The sequence below is a fragment of the Pseudomonas sp. GM17 genome (assembly GCF_000282175.2).
Lineage (GTDB): Bacteria > Pseudomonadota > Gammaproteobacteria > Pseudomonadales > Pseudomonadaceae > Aquipseudomonas > Aquipseudomonas chlororaphis.
This window is the reverse complement of record NZ_CP124732.1, coordinates 4616996-4638908: the sequence shown is the minus strand read 5'-3', so window position 1 is coordinate 4638908 and position 21913 is coordinate 4616996. Positions and strand designations below refer to the sequence as shown.

Genomic DNA, 21913 nt, shown 5'->3' with positions numbered 1-21913 from the left:
ATCTTATATCGACTGCCGAAGCTTCTATGTAGCGTTGCCGCACAAGTCGTTCAATTCCTGAGGAGTATTTCTTGTTCCGCATTTGTGGGCTCAGTGCCTGGACTGTAGGGCTTACGGCGGCCGGCAGCATGTTCTCCCCGTACTCGGTCGCCGCCCTTTCCGATGTCTGCCTTCCTTTAGGTTCCGCTGTTATCAGTGTTCCTTTTTCCAGCTCGCTGGTTGTGCAACGGGACGTCCCGGTTGGCGGCGTACTGGCGTCCGTGGAGGTCAAGACCCCTATTCGATGTAATAACCGCTTCTTTCCAACCGGGAGCTATGCCCAATACTTCAAGTCGTCTTCCAATGCGGCGGTTGGGGTCAGTCGTGGGGCATTCAGGACGAGCAACAGTGGGATCGGATTGAGGTGGAACCTGTCGTCGCCCCTGGGAAACTATGCGTTCAGCAGTACCGATCTCAACAGCACCAGTCCCATGACTGGCGTCGCCTTTCCCTATCTGGGAGGGGACAAATATTACTCGCTCCAACACACCTTCGAGTTGATCAAGCTGGGGGATGTGGCGGGGGGGAGTTTTCGATTTCCAGACTTCTCCGTGATGAGCAGCCCTGACTCTGTCCTGGGTGGCCTGTATGACAAGAAGCTCAACACCTTCACTTTTCCCCTGGTCAATGTGGCGGTGTCGTCCTGCTTCGTGATGGAGAACAGCATCCTGGTGAAGATGGGCAGGGTGGATGCGAACAGCTTTCGCGGCCCGGGCAGCATGACGCAGGAAAAGAACTTCTCCATCAACCTGCGCTGCGATGCGGGAGCCAGGGTCAACCTGACCCTGGATAATACCTATCAGGTCGGTGGCTACCCGGGGACCATCAGGTTGGCCTCTTCGGCGCAGTCGGCGACAGGGGTCGGCATCCAGGTACTCAATGCTTCCACGGCAAACCACACGCCAATGCTCCTGGGGCAGCCGCAGATGATGGGGCTGGCCAGCGGCGGGATCAATTCGTTGAAGCTGGCGGCCCGGTACATCCAGGTTGCCAATCAGGTTTCCAGTGGCAAGGCCGACGGCACGCTGACCTTCGTCCTCAGCTACCTTTGAAGGCTGGGCTGCCGATTGCGGTTTCTGCGTGCCGAGCCATCCTCAACCCGCCGCGAATGCTTGCCGCCCTCCAGGCGTCCGCGGCGGCGGGGCTGTCCAGGGCCGGACAGCGCGCTGCGCTATAACGGCATAAGCCAGCACCTTTGATTATTGGACAGGCCAAGTTCGCCCGGTCGATGCTGCGGGGCCGCTTGACCCAGGAGCCGTCACAAGGAGCTTGCCATGCCTGCGCAACGCCAACTCAAGCTGGGCGCCTTCATGCGTCCGGTCAGCATCCACACCGGCGCCTGGCGCTACCCGGGTGCCTATCGCGATGCCAACTTCAACTTCGCCCATCTCAAGCGTTTCGCCCAGACCCTGGAGCGGGCGCGCTTCGATGCGTTTTTCATGGCCGATCACCTGGCCTTGCTCAACATGCCCATCGACGCCTTGAAGCGCAGCCATACCGCCACCTCGTTCGAACCCTTCACCCTGTTGTCCGCCCTCAGCCAGGCGACCGAACGCATCGGCCTGGTGGCGACGGCCTCGACCACCTACGACGAGCCGTTTCATATCGCCCGGCGCTTTGCCTCCCTCGATCATTTGAGCAACGGTCGCGCCGGCTGGAACATCGTCACCACCGCCAACCCCGACGCCGCGCTGAACTTCGGCCTGGAGCAGGCCTTTGCCCACGACCAGCGTTATGCCCGGGCGCGGGAGTTCTATGAGGTGGTCACCGGGCTCTGGGACAGCTGGGCGGACGATGCTTTCGTGCGCGATGCCGACAGCGGGGTGTATTTCGACCCGGACAAGCTGCACCGCCTCGACCATGCCGGCCGCCACCTGAACGTGCGCGGACCGCTGCACATCGCGCGCCCGGTGCAGGGCTGGCCGGTGATTGTGCAGGCCGGCGCGTCGGAGCCCGGGCGCCAGCTGGCCGCGGAAACGGCGGAGGTGATTTTTGTCGCCCCCGGCACGCTGGAGGAGGGCCGGGCGTTCTATGCCGATATCAAGCGGCGCATGCTCGCCGTCGGCCGCGACCCCGAACACCTGAAGATCCTGCCCGGGGCCTTTGTGGTGGTCGGCGACACCCTCGAGGAGGCGCGGCGGATCCGCGCGCACCTCGACAGCCTGGTGCACTACGAGAGCGCGATTGCCTCGCTGTCCATCGCCCTGGGCACGGACGCAACGAAATTCGATCCGGACGCTTTCCTGCCGCCGATTCCCGAGACCAATGCCAGCCAGAGCGCCCGCGAGCGCGTATTGGCCCTGGCCGATCGCGAACAGCTGACGGTCCGCCAACTGGCCCAACGCCTCGGTGGATACGCCGGCCTGTCGTTTGTCGGCACCGCCCGGAGCATCGCCGACGACATGCAGCAATGGCTGGAGACGCGCGGCAGCGACGGTTTCAACATCATGTTTTCCTGGCTGCCGGGCGGCCTCGACGACTTCGTCGCCAAGGTCGTTCCCGAGTTGCAGGGGCGGGGGATTTTCCGCCGCGAATACGAGGGCGCCACCTTGCGTGAAAACCTTGGGCTGCCACGTCCGGCGAACCGGTTTTTTGCCTAGGCGAGCGATTGCACGGGTTAGCCGTCAGGGCGGTTCCGCGGCGCGATCAAGGACAGCCAGCCCCAAGGTCGAAGGGGAAGGTTGTCGCTCCAACGCGGCTGGAGCCGCGGCCACAGGTATTTGTTGCAAGCCGCGATGGCGTACATGACAATGCGAGTCATTATCAGTCGCGAATTATTCCATCGTCATGCCCGCCAACGACTTGTCCTTACGCAGTGCTGTCAACGATCTGTATTGTGACCATCACGGTTGGCTCCAGGGCTGGCTGCGCAAGCGCCTGGGCAACGCCTTCGATGCCGCGGACCTGGCCCAGGACACCTTCGTCCGGGTGATCAAGGCCCGCTCCGCGCTGGACATCCGCGAGCCGCGCTCGTACCTGTCGATGATTGCCAAGGGCCTGCTGATCGACCTGTTTCGCCGGCGTTCGCTGGAGCAGGCCTACCTCGACGTGCTGGCCGCCATGCCCGAAGCCCTGCAGCCGTCGCCGGAGGAACAGGCGATCCTGTTCCAGGCGCTGATGGAGATCGACCGCCTGCTGCAAGGGCTGGGGCCGCGGGTCAAGCAGACCTTTATCCTGTCGCAGTTCAGTGGCCTGACCTACCCGCAAATCGCCGAGCAGTTGGGCGTCAGCGTGCGCACGGTGAACAACCACATGGCCAAGGCCATGGAGCATTGCTGCCTGATGCAGATCCAGTTGCAACTCCCATGAGCCTGCCCGCCGAAGAAATGAAAGCCATCGGCGTCGCCGCGCGCTGGTATGCCCGCCTGCATTCCGGCACCGCGACCGACGCCGACCGGGCCGCCTGGGGCAACTGGCTGGTGGCCGATCCACTGAATCGCCAGGCGTGGCAGAGAATGGCCGCGGTGGCCGAGCAGATGGCCAGCGTGCCGGGCGCCCTGGCGGCGCCGACCTTGAGCCAGGCCGGCAATAGTTCCCGCCGCCAGGTGCTGCGCAGCGCCTTGCTGCTGACCTGCGCCGGTTCCCTGGGCTGGCTGGGCTGGCGCAGCCAGGCCGCGCAGAACCTGATGTGCGACTACCGCACCCGGGTGGGCGAGCGCCGCGAATTGCGCCTGGCGGACGGCAGCAGCCTGCTGCTCAACACCGACACCTCGGTCAACCTGCGCTTCGATGGGCGCCAGCGGGTGCTGGAGCTGCTGTGGGGCGAGATCCTGGTGAGCACCGCGCCTGATCCATTGCAGCGGCCCTTCAAGGTGGTCACCCGCCACGCCGAGGTGCTGGCGCTGGGCACGCGTTTTATCGTGCGCAGCCAGCCCGGGGGCGGCGAGGTGGCGGTGCTGGAAAAGGCGGTGGAGGTTAGTGTGCCGGGCGGCAGTCCGGCGATGCGGGTCGAGGCCGGCAAGCGGCTGGCGTTCGACGAGCGCAGCCTGGGCACGCCACGGGGCAACGATGTCTCGGTGGGCGCCTGGCAGCAGGGCAGCATCATCGCCATCGACCGGCCGTTGGCGGCGCTGCTCAACGACCTGTCGCGCTATCGCCCCGGGGTGCTGCGTTGGGACCCGGCCATCGGCGACCTGAAAGTCTCCGGGGTCTTTCCCATCGACGATACCGACCTCGCCCTGGCGGCGCTGGAGAGTGGGTTTGCCTTGCGCGTGACCCGCTACAGCCGTTTCTGGGTCCAGGTCGCCCGGGCCGATTCGCGCTGAATAGGCGCCTTGGATAAAAAATTCTGCGGCGCCTGCACTTTTCGAGCGCACCGTTCGGCTCATCCCTCAGTGAGTTGTTATTGACTGTTTTGGGGGAGGGAGCATGTCTCGGGTGAACGCGCCAGGTCGTCTGGCGAACGCAGTGAAAGTCGCTTTGCTGGCAACCACCATGGCCAGCGCCTGTTCGGCGAATGCCGACCCGGCCACAGGGGCCGCGGCGCAGCAGAGTCAGGTCCGGGCCTACGACATCGGCGCCGGCAGCCTGGTGGATGTGCTGACCCGTTTTTCCAGCGCCGCCGGGGCGGCGATTTCCTTTGACGCGCAGCAAACCCAGGGCCGGCAATCGCCCGGGCTCAAGGGCCAGTTCGGGGTCGACGAAGGTTTTGCGCGGATTCTGCGCGGCAGCGGCCTGCGCGCCGAGCCCCAGGCCAACGGCAGCTATGTGCTGCGCGCGGTGCCGGTGCTCGGCTCGGCGCTGGAACTGGGCGCCACCAACATCGACGGCCAATTGCTGGGGACAACCACCGAGGGCAGCGGCTCCTACACCACCGGGGCGGTGACCATCGGCAAGGGCCAGCACTCGCTGCGCGAGACCCCGCAATCGGTGACGGTGATGACCCGCAAGATGCTCGACGACCAGAACCTGCACAGCATCGACCAGGTCATGGAAAAGACCCCGGGCATCACCGTCTACGACTCGACCATGGGCGGCAAGTATTTCTACTCCCGCGGCTTTCGCATGTCGGGCCAGTATCAGTACGACGGCGTGCCGCTGGACATGGGCAACCAGTATGTCCAGGCCGACAGCTTCAGCGGCGACATGGCCTATTACGACCGGGTGGAAATCCTCCGTGGCGCCGCCGGGATGATGAAAGGCGCGGGCGGCACCGCCGGCGGGGTGAACTTCGTGCGCAAGCGCGGCCAGAGCACGCCGCAGACCGAAGTCACCTTGTCCGGCGGCAGCTGGGACAACTACCGCGGCCAGGTCGACACCGGCGGCCCGCTCAACCAGTCCGGCACCCTGCGTGGCCGCGCGGTGGTGGCCGAGCAGAGCCGGCGTTACTTCATCGACGACGCCAGTCGCAAGGACCAGGTGTATTACGGCGCGCTCGACTTCGACCTGAGCCCCGACACCACCCTCGGCCTGGGCATCGCCTATGAAGACGTCGACGCCAACCCGTGCTGGGGCGGCCTGCCGCGCTACAAGGACGGCAGCGACCTGAAACTCAGTCGCTCGACCTGCCTCGACCCGTCCTGGAACACCTGGCGCAGCAAGCGCACCACGGTGTTCGGCGACCTCAAACACCAGCTCAACGACGACTGGGCGCTGAAGGTCGCCGGCGTCTACACCAAGAACACCCAGGACATCAAATACGCCTTCGCTTCCGGCGCGGTGACCCCCGGCGTCGACACCACCGGCATGCTCGGCAGCCTGTACGACTACGACCAGGTCGATTACGGCCTCGATGCCTACCTGGATGGCAAATTCACCGCGTTCGGCCTGCAGCATGAGCTAGTGGTAGGGGTCAACGGCAGTCGCGCGGACAAGGACGATTTCTTCTCGGTGGCCTTCCTGCCGCAGCAGCAGAACGTGTTCAATCCGGACCGGCATATCCCGAAACCGGACGACAGTTACTTCATCGAGAACTCGACCCGCGGTGGCCCGGTGAAGACCGTCACCGAACAGCGCGGCCTGTATTCGACCCTGCGGCTCAAGCTGGCGGAACCCCTGACCTTCGTCGTCGGCGGCCGGGTCAGCTGGTACCGCTCGAAAAGCGATTCGGTGTTCCTCAACTCGGGCACTTCGGAGCACGCCAGAAGCACCGAGACCGGCCAGGTCACGCCCTTTGCCGGCCTGTTGCTGGACCTCAATGACAACCTGACCGCCTATGCCAGCTACGCGGAGATCTTCACGCCCCAGGGCAACTACCGCTCGCAAAGCGGCTCGGCGCTCAAGCCGCTGGTGGGGGAAAGTTACGAGCTGGGGATCAAGGGCGAATGGTTCGACGGGCGCCTGAACAGCTCCTTCAACCTGTTCCAGACCGTGCAGAAGGACCAGGCGCAGACTGACTACAACTCCAGCTGTGCGTCATCGGACGGCTACTGCTACCTGAACTCCGGCAAGGTCCGCGCCCAGGGCTTCGAAGCCGAAATCAGCGGCGAGGTCATCGAGCGCCTGCAACTGCTGGCCGGCTACACCTATACCCAGACCAAGACCCTGGACGACATCGACAGCGGGCTCAATGGCGCCGCGTTCAACAGCTATGTGCCGCGCCATATGCTGCGCCTGTGGGGTGACTATGCCCTCGATGGCGCGTTCGAGCGCTTCAGCATCGGCGCCGGGGTCAACGCGCAAAGTGACAACTTCCGGGTCTCGCAGGTCACCAACGAAAAAATCACCCAGGCCGGCTACGCGGTGTGGAACGGCCGTATCGGCTACCGCATCGACGACACCTGGTCGCTGGCGCTCAACGGCAACAACCTGTTCGACAAGCGCTACTACTCCACCATCGGCATCGAAAGCTTCGGCAACTACTACGGCGATCCACGCAACTTCACCATGACCCTCAAGGCGCAGTTCTAAGTCGCTCAGGCAATAAAAAAACGCCACTCCCGGGAGTGGCGTTTTTGTCTGCGGCCGACTCAGCCGATTTCCACCCATCCCCGGGTATTGCCAGCGCCCAGCAGATCAGCGACCGGCTGCTGAGGACTGCACAATTTTCGGAAATTCCCTACAACACGCCTGTAACTTCTTTCAATAGGATGGCCAGCTGACTAAAAGGAGGGGCACGTATGGCTAATCACGGTTACATGACCATAACCGGCAAGGCCCAAGGACTGATTTCTGCGGGCTGCTCAACCCAGGACTCCATCGGCAACAAATGCCAGGCGGCGCATACCGACGAAATCATGGTGCTGTCTTACAGCCACAACATGGTCAATATTGGCAATATCAATAAGCCAACACACAGACCAATTACCGTCACAAAAAATATTGACAAGTCATCTCCCTTACTTGCTCAAGCGCTCTCAAGCAGAGAGGAAATAGCCTGTTCAATTAGTTTTTACCGAATTTCTTCATTTGGTTATCAGGAAAAATTTTACACGGTAGAAATTAGCGGTGGAATTATTGCCGACCTGACCGTTGAGATGCCTCACATTATTTTGCAGAACGACGCTGAGCCTCAAGAACATCTTGCGATTCGCTATCGCGATATTACTTGGACGCATCACGTAGCAGGAACCAGCGGACATAGCTCGTGGGGGAGTAACGAGTGGGACCTTTAAGGGAGAGTTGCACGCCAGGCAGTTGTGATTATTGGATGGTAAGCAAGGCCGCAGGAAACCTGGCGAATCAAGCCTGCACGCTAGGTGCGCGACACATTAAAAATGGCACTTTGCGTTTGCAGTTCAATCGTGAGGTTTCTTATTACGCAAGCAGCATTGTTAGTGATGTAGCACAAGGCAAAAAAAGTCCTGAACAGGGTCTGGCGGATATAAAAAACGAACAGAGCAGTTTGCTGAGTCAGTCCTGGGAAATAGCCAAGAAAGGTGCAGGTACCATCGCTGGGGCAATGCAAATTGTAACAGGCGCAGGGATCTGCTACGGCTCGGCCGGGACGCTGTGTCTTGTGGCGGGTGTGCCGATGATGGCCCATGGAGCAAATAACGTTTATGAAAACGGGCGTAATCTTTTAGAGGACCGCATTGATACAGAAGGCCCAGTCAGGAAGGGGTATCAAGCTGCAGCCAAGGCAGTCGGTTACGGGGCCCGCGAAGGAAATATGGTCTATGGTTCGGCCGACTTAGGGCTGTCTACATATGCTCTTGGTCGATTTGTATTAAAACCAGATGCCTGGCGCTTGTTTCGATACGTCAGAGCAGACTATGTACGATCCTATAAAAACATGGGGGCAGGCGCGATGGGTTTTGAAATATATACCGACTTCCAGACAGGAATGCAGGTATACAGAGAGTCAGGAAAATGATTCTGTGGGTTTTCCCTGTTTTGGCCGCTTGTGGCATTAGTGTTGCCTACTTTCTGAAGGTGCGCCTCTCTAGCTGCGATTTGAATTACGCCAGGTTTTATTTCTGTTTGGTGCTCAATGGTCTTTTTGTCGTGCCTTACATGGACATTCTTCAGAATGATGACTTTCTGTTCTTGGGGCATCGGCCCGAGATAATTTCAGAGCATCCATTTATTGGGTGGATTGCTTTTTCTTGCATATTTATTCATCTGTTTGCGCTCCCGGTTAAACGAAAAGTCAAGGTGTGGTTTTCACAAAAGTAAGCGCATGCGAATAAATGATTTCTGGATTACGCAGTGGCCGCAATTCACCTTGGGCGAGCTCTTTCGGTACTGCGAAGAAGCACTGTCCTGATCTGAGAACCTCGGCCTGCCGCGCCCAGAGAATCGGTTTTTACCTGGGCGTGCAGGCCTGGAGAGAGGCGTGACTCAGCCGATCTCTACCCATCCCCGGATGTCATTGGCGCCTAGCAGATCAGCGACCGGCTGCACCGTAATCCGGCCATCCACGGTGCCCAGCGCCAGTTGCCCGGCGTGGGCGTCCATGGCGTGGATGAGGGTCGGCAAACCGTCGATCCGCGCCTTGGCGTTCAGCCGTAGCTGCCCGCTGCGGGCATCGATCAGCATGAGCGTTCCGTCCAGGAAAGCCGCCGCCACCAGGCCGGCTTCGGGCAGGTGGACGATCGCGCTGGGCGAGGCCGGGGTGGGATGCCGCCACAGTTCCTGGCCGCGCTCCAGGTGCCGGCGGTAGATGAAGCCCTGGTACGCATCGCCGACCGAAGGGTTGTAGTGCTGGCCGGCGATGACCACGCCCGCGCCCAGGGTATCCGCCACATAAGCGCCGCGGCATTCCATGGCGTGGCTGGCCCGGGTGCCGTCCTGCTTGAGCAGCGGCCAGAGCCTTTGCAGCGTGCCGTCGGGTTGGACGATGCACAGGTACTTGTGTTCGTGGGAACTGGCCGGCGTGCCCTGCAGTGCGAACAGATGGGGCGCGCCGCTGATGCCGATGTAGTGGTTGAAGCAGTCGTAGTGGCCGATATCGACGGGCTGCACGTTGTCGCGAGCGGGGTCCAGCAGCAGATCGACGGCCTTCGAACCGGGGCTTCTCAATCGGTTGCGCCGCCCCAGCAGACGGCCGTCGCGGGCAGCCGAAAAGGTGTATTCATCGTCGTATTCCTGTACCAGCACCAGGCCGTTGTCTGTCAGGGCATACAAGCGGGAATCGCGGCGATAGGCCTCGGGCCCGTCCTGCACCTGCACCCCGTGCACATGCACGCCGGCCCCGCGCAGGATCTCGGCGCCGTAGCCCGAACCGCCATAGTGAGCGAGTCGGCTGCCATCCGTGCCGTAGATATCCAGCAGGCAGCCGTCGTGGGTGACGCCCAGGCGGTCCGGGCCGAGCCAGGCGATATCGCGGATCGCGCCCCGGCATGCCAGCTCGGGCAGACCCAGCCAATGGGCCAGGCGCATGGCTGGTGGGCGCTGGTCATCTGCGGCAAGGCCCGAGGCAGCGACGGTCGCGGCCGGGTCCAGTTCCAGCACTGGCGGCGTCCTGGTCGCCCAGGTCGCTTCGCTGTCATCGGCCTGAACCAGGAACAGGGTGTCGAGGATCACCGACCAGTCGCTGTCGTCCAGCCCGTCCCATTCTTCGTTCCATGGCCGCACCCAGGCTTCGATCCGCTCGCCGCTGGCGTCGTAGCGGCAGCGCGCCACTTCGGGGATATCGGCAAAAGGGCGACGGCTCTGGCCGGTCTGCCAGTTCCACGCCGCCAGCTCGCCTTCGAACAGGTAGCCGCCGTCATAGCGGCCGGCGCCGATCACGATGCGGGGCAGGGTGGGGTGGAAACCCACATCGTTGATCGGCAGGCACAGTTCGTCGAAGATGGCGAACGGCACCGGCTCGCCACGTCGGTACAGGCCGAGCCGATAACGCAAGCCGGTGCCGCCATAGGCCGCGCGCGCGGGCGGATTGACCAGCAATGCAAACTCCGAGACCACCGCGGCGATATCCCCCGCCGGGTTGAAGAACGCGCCGCTGATCCTGCCGGTTCCGCGCAAGGTGGGGTCCATGATGCTGGTCATTGCTGCTTCCTGAGTGGTGCTGTATCGATGTGTCGTTTCATTTCCATGGAGGGAGAATGCTCATTCAAACAATCCTGTTTTTCGCCAATTCGGCTAGCAGAACGACCCTGCGGCGCGCCATCGCGACCGCTGCATTGCTGGAGGCCTCATCTGTTGTGCCCCTGCAGGCGGCGTCGCTGTCATTGGAGGTCGAACTGGCCGACAGCTCCATTGCCTACCTCGATGAATCGACCCAGGCGCGATTGTGGCCGCAAGTATGGACGGGGGCTGAGCTCGTTGCCTATTACTTCCCCTCTATCGGTAGCAAGGGCAAGACGCAGAAGACGCGGCCCAGCTTGCAGCTGTTCACCTGCATGGTCGGTACCTTCTGTGTCCCGGCGCCTCGTTTCGAGATGGAAAGCTTGCCGGTGCGGCGCCAAGTGACGGTTCGCGCACAGGTGTTGCAGGGCAGTGCGGGGCAGCCGCTGAAGCTGCGCTTCGAGTTGCCCGAAACACCTGCCGAGCATTACAGCTTCAGCCATGCCGAATTGCGCGCACCGGCGGAGGCGCTGTGGCGCGAGCCCTTGTTTACAAGCTGGGCCCGCGATTTGTCGTGGGAGGCACGGCGGGGGTTCTCCAAGCGACGCAAGCAACCCCTGAGTATTGCGCTGGTCTTCCCGAAGCAGGATGTACCCGGTTATCAGATGGTGGACCTGGCCGTCAGAACGCCAGGGGGAGATAGCCACCCTGGCGATCCTATGGCGGTGACGACCCTGCGTGCCAACCTGAAGGCACCGGACGGCAGCGTGCGACAGCTGGCATGGCCGGGGCACTTGAGCCTGGACCTGCAGGAGCGGCTTGAGGCATCGCCGGACTGGGCCAGGACCGGCCGCGTGCCGGCTGCCGTCAAGCTCAATCAGTTTCCCAGGCGACTCTCTTCGTATAGTGCCAAGGAACGCATCAGCACCGTCGTGATGCCGGACAGCACACCGCGCTGGTACGGCTTGAAGCACTACAACGCGCCCAAGGGTGTGTTGTTGCATCTGACCCAAAGCGGTCCCCTCGCGCAGGTGGAACTGCTGGCCGAAGCGGGCGATCGAGGGGCAGGTAGCGGTCAAGCGCGAAACCTGGCTGTTCTTTGCAGGCAAGCTGATGCGCTACCGCGGGCAATTGCATTACGGCAACGGTGCCGAACACTTGCCCGACACCGAGTGGCGGATGGATTGGAGCAATGGCGAGCGATTGGAGGCGAGCGCCGCGAATGTGTCGTCCAACTCACTGAGCAAACAGCTGCCGGATTGCCGCTGGGATGGTTGCCGGAAAAACCTGGCCGAAGCTCAGGCCCAGTTGGCGGCAAGCGATGCGCAGCTGCAATCGGAAGGCGAACGCTACCTGCGGCTTGCGGGTTATCGCGATTGAAGCGGCGGATCATGGGTGCGGTCGCTCTTTAGGCCTTACACAGTGAATGGGGTGATGACGACCCTCTCGGGGACTTGTGGCTTTCTTGATTGACGTCAACCGCGCCAGCGGGGTGGGGCGGTAGTCTCGCGGCAACGTGCGAGGCCGGGGCGATTCCGTCTGGTCCGAGCCCATCGCATCCTTAGTCGAAACCACAAGGCTTCTTGTCCATGAACGACGCGGTACTGACCCACCTCGATTCCCTCGGCCGTGCGCGCATGGTCGATGTCACCGATAAACCTGTGAGCTTTCGCGAGGCGGTGGCCGAGGCCTGGGTGCATATGCGCGCCGAGACCGCGCGGCTGATCGTCGGCGGTGGGCATCCCAAGGGCGATGTGTTCGCGGTAGCGCGCATCGCCGGCATCCAGGCGGCCAAGCGCACCAGCGAGCTGATCCCGCTCTGTCATCCGTTGCTGCTGAGCAGCGTGGTGGTCGAGTTGAGCCTCGAGGATGAGCATCGCGTGCGCATCGTTTCGCGCTGCAAGCTGGCCGGGCAGACCGGGGTCGAGATGGAGGCGCTGACCGCCGCCAGCGTCGCCGCCCTGACGCTGTACGACATGTGCAAGGCGGTGGACCGCGGCATGCATATCGAATCGATCCGGCTGTTGCGCAAGTCCGGGGGCAAGAGTGGCGATTACCAGGCGCCGTCGGCATGAGGCTGCAGGTGCAGTATTTCTCCCGCTACCGGGAAACCCTGGGCTGCGCGAGCGAGGTGGTCGAAGGCGATTTCGCCTGCCTCGAGCACCTGCGCCGGCACCTGGCGAGCCGCTGCGGTATCTGGCGGGTGCTGGACGAACCGAGCCTGATGTGTGCCCGCAACCAGGACCTGTGCGGGCTCGACGAGGCGCTGGACGACGGCGACGAGGTGGCGTTTTTCCCTACGGTGACCGGAGGCTGAAGCGATGATCTATCCGCTGCTGCTCACTCTGCACCTGTTCGCCGCGCTGGTCTTCATCGGCACGGTGTTTTTCGAAGTGCTGTTCCTGGAACACATCCGCCAGCAACTGCCGGCCAAGCTTATGGTGCTGCTCGAACAGGGTATCGCCGGCCGTGCCCGCCAGCTGATGCCCTGGGTGCTGCTGGTGCTGTTCGGTGCCGGGCTGGGCATGGTCTGGGCGCGTTATCTGCCGGTGCTGGCAGCGCCCTTGGCGTCGTCGTTCGGCACCTTGCTGCTGCTCAAGATCCTGCTGGCCGCCAGCGTGCTCGGGCATTTCCTGGTGGCCATGCTGCTGTTCCGGAGCGGGCGCATGAATGCCCGCTATTCGCGCTTTATCCATCACAGCCTGTTCGGCCATATGCTGCTGATCGTGCTGCTGGCCAAGGGCATGTTCTACCTGAACTGGTAGGTCGGCGCCGACCCCACGCTTGATGCAAGTCAAGGAGCCCCGGGCGTTAACGCCGGACACTGACCCTCCACCGCCAGCCATGGAGCCCAGTCATGCCCGATCTACTCCCGCACCGCAGCGAGCCGGTCGTTCGACGCGATCAAGGTGTGCTCGACCCCAACTGCCATGTCGACACCCGCCGCTTTCACGGCGGCATCGGCTCCCTGGACCTGCTGCGGGCATTGCGCAACAGCCGGCAGAAGCGCCGGCCGCTGTCCTTGAACGTGCAGTTCCCGCCGCGCCTGGCGGGCACGCCGGTGGACGCTGGCGAAAGCTACCTGCGGCGGCTGGAACGCGAGATCGACCTGGTGGGCTGCCACCTGGCGCCGGAGCAGCGTATCGAGCAGTTCCACCTGGGCGGCGGCACCCCGGAGGCGGCGCAGCTGCAACGCTTGATGCAGCACCTGCGCCAGCGCTTTCACTTCCTCGAACACGATTGCGGCGACTACAGCATCGACGTCGACTTGCACCACACCGACTGGGCGACCATGGGCCTGCTTCGCGACCAGGGGTTCAATCAGGTCAATATCGGAGTGCCGGATATCGGCAGCGACAGCCAGTTGTCGGTGGCCTGCTACCAGAACCCGGCGCCCATCCATTCGCTGATCGATGCGGCGCGGACCTTTGGCTATCGCTCGGTGAATGTCGACCTGGGGTATGGCCATGCCTGGCAGACCCCTTCGAGCTTCGCCTTGAAGCTGGGCACCCTGATCGAGCTGGAGCCCGACCGCCTGCAGGTGTTCGACTACGCCCAGCCGCCGTTGCGCTACCGGCGCCAGAGCCAGGAGCGCCCCGCGGCGGCCTGCAGCCAGGAGGCCAAGGAGACGATGCGGCGCATCTGCTTCGAGCGCCTGCTGGCGGCGGGTTACCAGTACATCGGCCTGGGCCAGTTCGTGCGCCCCGACGACGACCTGATGATGGCCCAGGAGCGCGGCCGGCTGCGCCGCAACTGCCAGGGGTTTACCTGCCACGGCTACTGCGACCATGTGGGCTTCGGCCTGGGCGCCATCAGCCAGTTCGACGAGCTGTATACGCAGAACAGCGAGCGGCTCGACGACTATCTGCAACAGCTGGACCTGGGCCAACTGGCGACCCGTCGCGGCTGGCGCTGCGAGGCCGGCGACCAGGTCCGGCAGTTGGTCATGGAGCGCCTGGCGTGCGACCTGGAGCTGGACATCCTGGCCATCGAAAGCCGCTACGGGCTGATCTTCCGCCAGTATTTCGCGTCCGCCTGGCTGCGCCTGCAACAGCTGAGCTGGAACGGCCTGGTGGAGCTTTCGGAGCGCTTTATCAGCATCCTGCCCGCCGGCCGGCTGGAGGTGGACAGCATCTGCCAGCTGTTCCAGGAGGACCTGGACAGCCCGGGGCAAGCCTCTGGTTGCGAGTGCGTCGAGCCCGATTGCGAGCGTTGATTGCAGGCAGTTATTTCGAGGCCTGAGCGCAGCCCGGCGCGGCACGCTTGACGGCGATCAAGTTTGCCCGCCGGTTCGCTTGCCGCTCCCTTGCGTGGCGCCTTAGCGTGGTCCCCGAACCCCGCTGTGAATCAGGTAGCCCATGGATCTCGGAACGGCTTGCGAACCCTTCTATCAACCCTTGAACAATGAACAGGCGCTGTTCGAACAGGCCTGGCGGCACGGCATGCCGGTGCTGATCAAAGGCCCCACAGGCTGCGGCAAGACCCGCTTTGTCCAGCACATGGCACACCGCCTGAACCTGCCGCTGCACACCGTGGCCTGCCACGACGACCTCAGCGCCGCCGACCTGATCGGCCGCCATCTGATCGGCGCCCAGGGCACCTGGTGGCAGGACGGGCCGCTGACCCGGGCGGTGCGCGAGGGCGGCATCTGTTACCTCGACGAAGTGGTCGAGGCGCGTCAGGACACGGTCGTGGTCCTGCACCCCCTGGCCGACGACCGTCGCGAGCTGTTCCTGGAACGTACCGGCGTAGTGCTGCGGGCGCCGCCGTCCTTCATGCTGGTGGTGTCCTACAACCCCGGTTACCAGAACCTGCTCAAGGGCATGAAACCCAGCACCCGCCAGCGCTTCGTGGCGATGCGCTTCGACTATCCGCCGCCGGCCGAGGAGGAGCGCATCGTCCAGCGCGAGGCGCAAGTGGATGCTGCGCTGGCGCGGCAGATCGTAGGGCTGGGGCAGGCCCTGCGCCGCCTGGAGCAGCATGACCTGGAGGAGGTGGCGTCCACCCGGCTGCTGATCTTCACCGCGCGCATGATCGGCGCCGGCATGCCGCCGCGCGAAGCCTGCCTGGCGTGCCTGGCCGAACCCCTGAGCGACGACCCGGTGACGGTGGCGGCGCTGATGGACGTGGTCGATGTGCACTTCGGCTGACTCCGCCGCGGCAGCCACCGAGGCCTCGCGGCGCCACCTGCCGGGGGACCTGGCGATGTGGTTGTTCATCCTCGCCGAGCTGTCGGTGTTCGCCATCCTGATCCTCGTGTTCGCGGTGACCCAGCGGCTCAAGCCGCAGCTGTTCGCCGAAAGCCGCCAACTGCTCGACAGCTCCACCGGCCTGGCCATGACCCTGAGCCTGCTCAGCGCCGGGCTGCTGGCGGCGCTGGCCCAGGAACGGGTGCGTCGGGCGCAGCCACGCCAGGGCGCGGCGCTGCTGCTGGCGGCCGTGCTGGTGGCCACGGTCTACCTGCTGCTCAAGCTCGGTGAGTACCGGCACCTGCTGGGCCTGGGCTTGGGGCTGGAGCACAACACCTTCTTTACCCTGTACTGGATCCTCAGCGGTTTTCATTTCCTCCATGTGCTGCCGGGCATGCTGATTTTCGCCTGGCTGGCACAGCGCTGCCTGCGTGGCCGCTATGGCGCCGACAACTGCTCGGGTTTCGAATCCGGGGTGCTCTACTGGCACATGGTCGATCTGGTCTGGGTGCTGCTGTTTCCGCTGGTCTACGTTCCGGATTGACGAGGTGCGCATGTCCGCTGGCAGGTTCTTGCTGAGCTGTTGGGTCGCCCTGGTCGGTCTCAGCGTCGGCACGGTGTGGCTCGGCAGTTGGCTGGGGCCGGGCGCGCCGCGCGGGTTGGCGCTGCTGATCCTGCTGCTGGCGGTGGCCAAGGCCTGGCTGATCGCCGACGGCTTCATGGAGCTGCGCCACGGGCCGCGCCTGTGGCGCTGGCTGCTGCTCGGCTGGCCGCTGGCGCTGGCCTTGCTGCTGGGGTTGATCCTCAGTCTGGGCCGGTAATACCCGAGTAAAACCATCGGCGTTTCTTGATTGCCATCAAGCAGGTTTACGCCCCGCGCTTCCTATCATGGCCGGGCCAAGCCAAGAGGAAGCGAGCATGTCGCAGAACTTCACCAAAGGCATGGCCAGGAACATCTATTTCGGGGGAAGCGTGTTCTTCTTCCTGATCTTCCTGGCCTTGACCTATCACACGGAGCAGACCTTTCCCGTACGCAGCAACGACGCGCTGTTGAGCGCGGCGGTGGTGCGCGGCAAGACGGTCTGGGAACAGAACAACTGCATCGGCTGCCACACGCTGCTGGGCGAGGGCGCCTACTTCGCGCCGGAGCTGGGCAACGTGTTCCAGCGTCGCGGCGGCGAGGAGGGCTTCAAGCCCTTCCTGCAAGCCTGGATGAAGATGCAACCCCTGGGCGTACCCGGACGCCGGGCCATGCCGCAATTCAACCTGAGCCCGCAGGAGGTCGACGACATCGCCGAATTCCTCAAGTGGAGTTCGAAGATCAATACCAATGGCTGGCCGCCAAACAAGGAGGGCTGAACGATGCGTCTTGCCAATCCACACCTGAAATTCGCCTCGCAGGCCGTGGCCAAACCCTACTTCGTGTTTGCCCTGATGCTGTTCCTCGGCCAGGTGCTGTTCGGTTTGATCATGGGCCTGCAATACGTGATCGGCGATTTCCTGTTCCCGATCATTCCCTTCAACGTGGCGCGCATGGTCCACACCAACCTGCTGATCGTCTGGCTGCTGTTCGGCTTCATGGGCGCGGCCTACTACCTGATCCCGGAAGAGGCCGACCGCGAACTGCACAGCCCGAAACTGGCGCTGCTGCTGTTCTGGGTGTTCGCCGCCGCCGGCGTGCTGACCATCCTCGGCTACCTGCTGGTGCCCTACGCGGGCCTGGCCCGGCTGACCCACAACGAGCTGCTGCCGACCATGGGCCGCGAGTTCCTCGAGCAGCCGACCATCACCAAGATGGGCATTGTGCTGGTGTGCCTGGGCTTTCTCTACAACATCGGCATGACCCTGCTCAAAGGCCGCAAGACCACGGTCAGCATGGTGATGATGACCGGGCTGATCGGCCTTGCGGTGTTCTTTCTGTTCTCCTTCTACAACCCGGCCAACCTGGCCCGCGACAAGTTCTACTGGTGGTGGGTGGTGCACCTGTGGGTGGAGGGTGTGTGGGAGCTGATCATGGGCGCGATGCTGGCCTTCGTGCTGATCAAGGTCACCGGCGTGGACCGCGAAGTGGTGGAGAAATGGCTCTACGTGATCATCGCCATGGCGCTGATCAGCGGGATCATCGGCACCGGCCACCACTTCTTCTGGATCGGCGCGCCCGAGGTCTGGCTGTGGGTCGGCTCGATCTTCTCGGCCCTGGAGCCGCTGCCGTTCCTGGCCATGGTGATCTTCGCCTTCAGCCTGGTGAAGAACCGCCGCCGCCAGCACCCCAACCGCGCCGCCACGCTGTGGGCCAAGGGCACCACGGTGACCGCGTTTTTCGGCGCCGGGGTCTGGGGGTTCCTGCATACCCTGGCGCCGGTCAACTACTACACCCACGGCACGCAACTGACCGCGGCCCACGGCCACCTGGCGTTCTACGGCGCCTACGCGATGATCGTCATGACCCTGATCAGCTACGCCATGCCGCGCCTGCGCGGGCTCGGCGAAGCGGCGGACGAGCGCTCGCAGACCCTGGAAGTCTGGGGCTTCTGGCTGATGACCCTGTCGATGGTGATGATCACCCTGTTGCTCACCGCCGCCGGCGTGGTCCAGGTGCTGCTGCAACGCTGGGCCGAGGACGGCACGGCGATGCCGTTCATGGCCACGGTGGAGCATCTCAATGGGCTGTTCTGGGCACGCCTGGTCAGCGGGCTGGGGTTCTTCGCCGGGCTGCTGTGCTACCTGCTGAGCTTCCGCCAGCGCGGCCGCGCCGCCTTGCGCGTCGCCACCTCTGTGACCCCTTGATATGTAGCCGCCTGTAGCCGCTGCCGAGCGCAGCGAGGCTGCGATCGGTTTGGGCGGCATTCCGACGCAGCGGCCGCAAACCGGGCCATGCGGTCTTTCCGGTAAACCGCGCGCGCAGGTTTTGCGAGGACTACGTCCTCGAACGCAGCCTCGCAGGCTCGGCAGCGGCTACAGAACAACGCACGACGACGGTCTATGTAGCCGCTGTCGAGCGCAGCGAGGCTGCGATCGGCTGCGCAGCGGCCGCAAGCCGGGCCATGCGGTCTTTCCGGCAAACCGCGCGCGCAAGTTTTGCGAGGACTACGTCGGAATGCCGCCCATCTCGTTCGCAGCCTTGCGGGCTCGGCAGCGGCTACAGCGCACCGTTTTCCTGCATTCGAAAAAGGAGGCTCCATGGCCTTTACCCTGGAACTGGAAGAGTGGGTCGGCAGTGTCTGGCATCGTTTCATCACCCGTCGCGCCAGCGTGGACTTTCCCGAGGCGCGAATCGAGCTGGCGCCGCGCCAACGTTCCCTGGCCCTGCTGTTGCGGGCCATGGGCGGCGCCGGCCGCGGCGTCGAGGCGGCCAGCGAGCGCGACCTGCTGTTGCGCCGCAGCCTGTTGCAGCAGATCGCCGGCACCTGCCGGCAAACGCCCTTGGCCTGGTGCGACACCGACAACCTGCGCCTGCCGGCCAGCCTCGCGGTGTTCCCCGAGGCGGCGTTGAACGAGGAGCTGTATCGCTGGCTGGCCCTGCTGGCGGCGCAGTCCGGGCCGATGCGCCATTGGGGCCGGGACAATCAGCGCTGGACCCGGCGCCTGCTGCAACGCTACCCGGCGTTGCGTGAGCGCTACCGGCGGCTGGTGGAGGCGTACCTGCAACTGCGCCCCGATCCAACCTCGCTGAGCCGTCCCGAGGCCGCGCTGGAGCGCGCCCTGTGCCAGGCCCTGCGCGAGCCCGGCAGTGTCGCCGAGTTTCCCCGCAGCGAACGCGCGGCCTGGCCCGTGCCGCTGTGGCTGTACCCGCCGCTGCACCTGGCCAGCCCGCTGGCCGCCGATCTGGAGGACTCGGCGGAGGACCTGGCCACCGCTGCCGGCGAGCAGGCGGGCGGGCGCAAGCGCGCCAGCCGGGTCGAGGACCACAGCCGCGACGGCGGCCTGCTGATCGTGCGCCTGGAGAACCTGTTCAGCTGGACCGAGCATGTGGACCTCGACCGCTGGGCCGACGACAGCCAAGACCCGGACGCAGCCCGGGTCGCCGCCGACCTGGATGAGCTGACCCTGTCGCGCACCCGCCTGCGCAAGGGCGGCGGCCTCAAGCTGCACCTCGACCTGCCGCCGGCCGACGTCGACGACATTCCCCTGGGCGAGGGCATCCACCTGCCGGAATGGGACTACCGCAAGGGCCGCCTGCAAGAGCACTTCGTCAACCTGCAGATGCTGGTGCCGCGCGATTGCCAGGCGCAGCCGCTGCCGTTGCGTCTGAAACCGTCGGCGCAGTTGTTGCGGCGGCAGTTCCAGCAGTTGCGCAACGAGCGCCAATGGTTGCGCCAGCAGCCCCAGGGTTCGGAACTGGACCTGCAGGCCTGGCTGGATTTTCACGTCGAGCGCGCCCATGGCGCCTGTGCCGAGCGCGGCCTGTTCATGGAGCAGCGCCAGACCCGGCGCGACCTGGCGTGCCTGTTGCTGGCCGATGTCTCGATGTCCACCGACGCCCACCTCAACGACGAGCACCGGGTGATCGAGGTGATCCGCGACAGCCTGCTGCTGTTCGGCGAAACCCTGGCTGGCCTCGGTGATGACTTTGCCCTGTACGGGTTTTCCTCGTTGCGCCGCCAGCAGGTGCGCATGCAGGAACTCAAGGCCTTCGACCAGCGTTACGACGACCATACCCGCGGGCGCATCCTGGGGCTCAAGCCGGGTTTCTACACGCGCATGGGCGCGGCGATTCGCCAGGCCACGCGCCTGCTCGGCAACTGCAAGCGCCAGCGCAAGCTGTTGCTGTTATTGACCGACGGCAAGCCCAACGACCTGGACCTCTACGAAGGCCGTTATGGCGTCGAGGACACCCGCGAGGCGGTACTGGAAGCGCGGCGCCAGGGGCTGACACCGTTCTGCATCACCATCGACCGCGAGGCCGCGGCTTACCTGCCGTACCTGTTCGGCGTCAATGGCTACACCCTGATCCGCCGGCCCGAGCAACTGCCGCTGCGTCTGCCGCAGTTGTATCGGCAGCTGACCCAGCCTTGAGGCGCCCGCCGCCTGGGACACCTTCGCCGGCCAGGGCAGCTGAGGGGGAAGGGTTCAATGTTCCAGGCAAACCAGATGTGCAGGCATTCCGACGTAGCGGCCGCAACGGTGTTTCAGGCAAAAGCGTCCGCTAGGAACGCGGCAACCAGAAAAACATCGCCACGCAAAAGATCGTCAGGCCAATACAGAACAATCCGAAGCGCCGCAACCGGCGTTGTTCGGCGTGCGCTGCGGTGGCCGGCAGGGGCATGCCGCAATGGCGGCAGGAGGTTTGCCCGGGCGGGTTGGGGCCTTGGCAATACAGGCAGACCGGCCCGGCGCTCATTCGAATTGCTCCAGCCGCGGACGGTCGAGAATGACGATCTGGCGGCCGTCCTGGCTGATGATCTTTTCATCGATCAGGCGCCGGATGATCCGCGAGAAGGTCTCCGGCTGGATCGCCAGGTGGCCGGCGATCAACTGCTTGGCCATCGGCAGTTCGAACTGGCGCTCCACCGGTTGCAACTGCATCAGTTGCGTCAGCAGATAACGCACTACCCTGTGGGTGGCGTTCTTCAGCGACAGGGTTTCGATCTCGTCGACCCGCTGGTGCAGGCGCACGCAGAGCTTGCCGAGCAGGGCGAAGGTCAGGCGGCTGTTGCTTTGCAGCAGCCGCAGGTAGGTGTCGTTGGACAGCCGATAGAGCTGGGTCGGGCCGATGGCTTCGGCGCAGGCCACATAGTCCGGCGTGTCCATCAGCATCATCGCCTCGGCGAAGGTCTGGCGCGGGCCGATGACCTCGAGCACTTTTTCCTGCCCATCCGGCGTCAGGCGGTAGACCTTCACCGCGCCGGCGATCACGAAATAGAAAGCTTCGGCCGGCTCGCCCTGGCGGAACAGCGGGTCGCCCTTGTCGAGGCTGAGCAACTGGCTGGCCGCCATCAGCTCGTCCAGCTGTTCCTCGTTCAGGGGCTCGAACAGGTGATGGCTGCGCAGGATCTGGTGATGCACGCGATGTAGCACCATGAATATTCATCCTTATGGCTGGGGGAAAGGTGCTGCCGTGGTTCAGACGAGGCCCAGGGCGACGCGGCTGGCGAGGGCCAGGATCGCGCCCAGGACGACAAACCACGTCAGTGGCTGGAGGGTCTTTTTCAGGGTGGCTCCGGCGGTATTCATGGTGGCTCCGGTCATTTGGGAGGGATTTGGGTGCCCTGTGTTCAGCAAGACCCGGGCCAGGCGCCAGGGCCCCTGTAGGCGGGGGATCTGCGGCTGCATGGTCAAAAAGACCTGGCGAT

21 protein-coding genes are annotated in these 21913 nt (G+C 64.1%); 18 read left to right on the top strand and 3 right to left on the bottom strand.

The features are described 5' to 3' along the window. Nucleotides 1–128 precede the first annotated feature (128 nt). The 7 genes from PMI20_RS20800 (at nt 129) to PMI20_RS20770 (ending at nt 8293) form a co-directional block, all read left to right on the top strand. A complete protein-coding gene (locus tag PMI20_RS20800) occupies nt 129–1091 on the top strand; it encodes a fimbrial protein (RefSeq protein ID WP_238543408.1) in 963 nt (320 codons plus the stop codon). A gap of 222 nt (nt 1092–1313) precedes the next feature. After that, nucleotides 1314–2639, top strand: a complete 1326-nt coding sequence (locus PMI20_RS20795) for an LLM class flavin-dependent oxidoreductase (protein WP_007923433.1) — start codon at nt 1314–1316, stop codon at nt 2637–2639. A gap of 187 nt (nt 2640–2826) precedes the next feature. After that, entirely contained in the window at nt 2827–3348 is a 522-nt protein-coding gene (locus PMI20_RS20790; protein ID WP_007923435.1) for a sigma-70 family RNA polymerase sigma factor, read from the top strand. Further along, a complete protein-coding gene (locus PMI20_RS20785) occupies nt 3345–4304 on the top strand; it encodes a FecR domain-containing protein (protein ID WP_007923437.1) in 960 nt (319 codons plus the stop codon). Before PMI20_RS20790 ends, PMI20_RS20785 begins: the two co-directional genes overlap by 4 nt. 103 nt (nt 4305–4407) lie before the next feature. Then, complete coding sequence (locus PMI20_RS20780) at nt 4408–6888, top strand: TonB-dependent siderophore receptor (RefSeq protein WP_284169019.1); 2481 nt, start codon at nt 4408–4410, stop codon at nt 6886–6888. Between the two features lie 209 nt (nt 6889–7097). After that, nucleotides 7098–7592 carry an Hcp family type VI secretion system effector gene (locus PMI20_RS20775; RefSeq protein WP_007929110.1) on the top strand — a complete coding sequence of 165 codons (495 nt, stop codon included), beginning with the start codon at nt 7098–7100 and terminating at the stop codon, nt 7590–7592. A 35-nt stretch (nt 7593–7627) separates the two neighbouring features. After that, nucleotides 7628–8293 (top strand): DUF4225 domain-containing protein, encoded by a 666-nt coding sequence (locus PMI20_RS20770; protein WP_081502458.1) that lies wholly within the window; start codon nt 7628–7630, stop codon nt 8291–8293. Between the two features lie 467 nt (nt 8294–8760). On the opposite strand, the gene PMI20_RS20765 is transcribed toward PMI20_RS20770, so the two are convergent. Then, the gene (locus PMI20_RS20765) at nt 8761–10413 is read right to left on the bottom strand and encodes a hypothetical protein (RefSeq protein WP_007929112.1); all 1653 of its coding nucleotides are present in this window, start codon (nt 10411–10413) and stop codon (nt 8761–8763) included. A gap of 56 nt (nt 10414–10469) precedes the next feature. On the opposite strand from PMI20_RS20765, the gene PMI20_RS20760 reads away from it, so the two are divergent. The 11 genes from PMI20_RS20760 to PMI20_RS20710 all read left to right on the top strand — a co-directional run bounded on the left by PMI20_RS20760 (nt 10470) and on the right by PMI20_RS20710 (nt 20636). Further along, nucleotides 10470–11843, top strand: a complete 1374-nt coding sequence (locus PMI20_RS20760; RefSeq protein ID WP_007929116.1) for a hypothetical protein — start codon at nt 10470–10472, stop codon at nt 11841–11843. Between the two features lie 177 nt (nt 11844–12020). After that, the gene (gene moaC / locus PMI20_RS20755) at nt 12021–12506 is read left to right on the top strand and encodes a cyclic pyranopterin monophosphate synthase MoaC (protein ID WP_007929119.1); all 486 of its coding nucleotides are present in this window, start codon (nt 12021–12023) and stop codon (nt 12504–12506) included. Then, nucleotides 12503–12748, top strand: coding sequence for a MoaD/ThiS family protein (locus tag PMI20_RS20750; RefSeq protein ID WP_007929122.1), 246 nt, complete (start codon nt 12503–12505; stop codon nt 12746–12748). The genes moaC and PMI20_RS20750 overlap by 4 nt, the downstream gene beginning before the upstream one ends. A 4-nt stretch (nt 12749–12752) precedes the next feature. Further along, a complete protein-coding gene (locus PMI20_RS20745; protein WP_007929123.1) occupies nt 12753–13196 on the top strand; it encodes a CopD family copper resistance protein in 444 nt (147 codons plus the stop codon). A 92-nt stretch (nt 13197–13288) separates the two neighbouring features. Beyond that, the gene (locus PMI20_RS20740; protein ID WP_007929124.1) at nt 13289–14647 is read left to right on the top strand and encodes an oxygen-independent coproporphyrinogen III oxidase; all 1359 of its coding nucleotides are present in this window, start codon (nt 13289–13291) and stop codon (nt 14645–14647) included. A 142-nt stretch (nt 14648–14789) separates the two neighbouring features. Then, the gene (locus PMI20_RS20735) at nt 14790–15581 is read left to right on the top strand and encodes a CbbQ/NirQ/NorQ/GpvN family protein (protein ID WP_007929125.1); all 792 of its coding nucleotides are present in this window, start codon (nt 14790–14792) and stop codon (nt 15579–15581) included. Continuing rightward, nucleotides 15565–16164: a cytochrome c oxidase subunit 3 gene (locus tag PMI20_RS20730; RefSeq protein ID WP_007929126.1), complete on the top strand. Its 600-nt coding sequence runs from the start codon at nt 15565–15567 to the stop codon at nt 16162–16164. Before PMI20_RS20735 ends, PMI20_RS20730 begins: the two co-directional genes overlap by 17 nt. A gap of 10 nt (nt 16165–16174) precedes the next feature. After that, nucleotides 16175–16441 carry a cytochrome C oxidase subunit IV family protein gene (locus tag PMI20_RS20725; protein ID WP_007929127.1) on the top strand — a complete coding sequence of 89 codons (267 nt, stop codon included), beginning with the start codon at nt 16175–16177 and terminating at the stop codon, nt 16439–16441. 97 nt (nt 16442–16538) lie between these two features. After that, the gene (locus PMI20_RS20720) at nt 16539–16979 is read left to right on the top strand and encodes a c-type cytochrome (RefSeq protein ID WP_007929128.1); all 441 of its coding nucleotides are present in this window, start codon (nt 16539–16541) and stop codon (nt 16977–16979) included. Nucleotides 16980–16982: 3 nt separating this feature from the next. Beyond that, nucleotides 16983–18407 (top strand): cbb3-type cytochrome c oxidase subunit I, encoded by a 1425-nt coding sequence (locus PMI20_RS20715; protein ID WP_007929129.1) that lies wholly within the window; start codon nt 16983–16985, stop codon nt 18405–18407. 393 nt (nt 18408–18800) lie between these two features. Continuing rightward, the gene (locus PMI20_RS20710) at nt 18801–20636 is read left to right on the top strand and encodes a nitric oxide reductase activation protein NorD (protein ID WP_284169002.1); all 1836 of its coding nucleotides are present in this window, start codon (nt 18801–18803) and stop codon (nt 20634–20636) included. 130 nt (nt 20637–20766) lie between these two features. Here PMI20_RS20710 and PMI20_RS20705 read toward each other — a convergent pair whose 3' ends face one another. Further along, on the bottom strand, nt 20767–20961 hold the full coding sequence (locus tag PMI20_RS20705) for a hypothetical protein (protein WP_007927472.1): 195 nt from the start codon (nt 20959–20961) through the stop codon (nt 20767–20769). Beyond that, the gene (locus PMI20_RS20700) at nt 20958–21641 is read right to left on the bottom strand and encodes a Crp/Fnr family transcriptional regulator (protein WP_007927475.1); all 684 of its coding nucleotides are present in this window, start codon (nt 21639–21641) and stop codon (nt 20958–20960) included. Before PMI20_RS20700 ends, PMI20_RS20705 begins: the two co-directional genes overlap by 4 nt. Between the last annotated feature and the right edge of the window lie 272 nt (nt 21642–21913).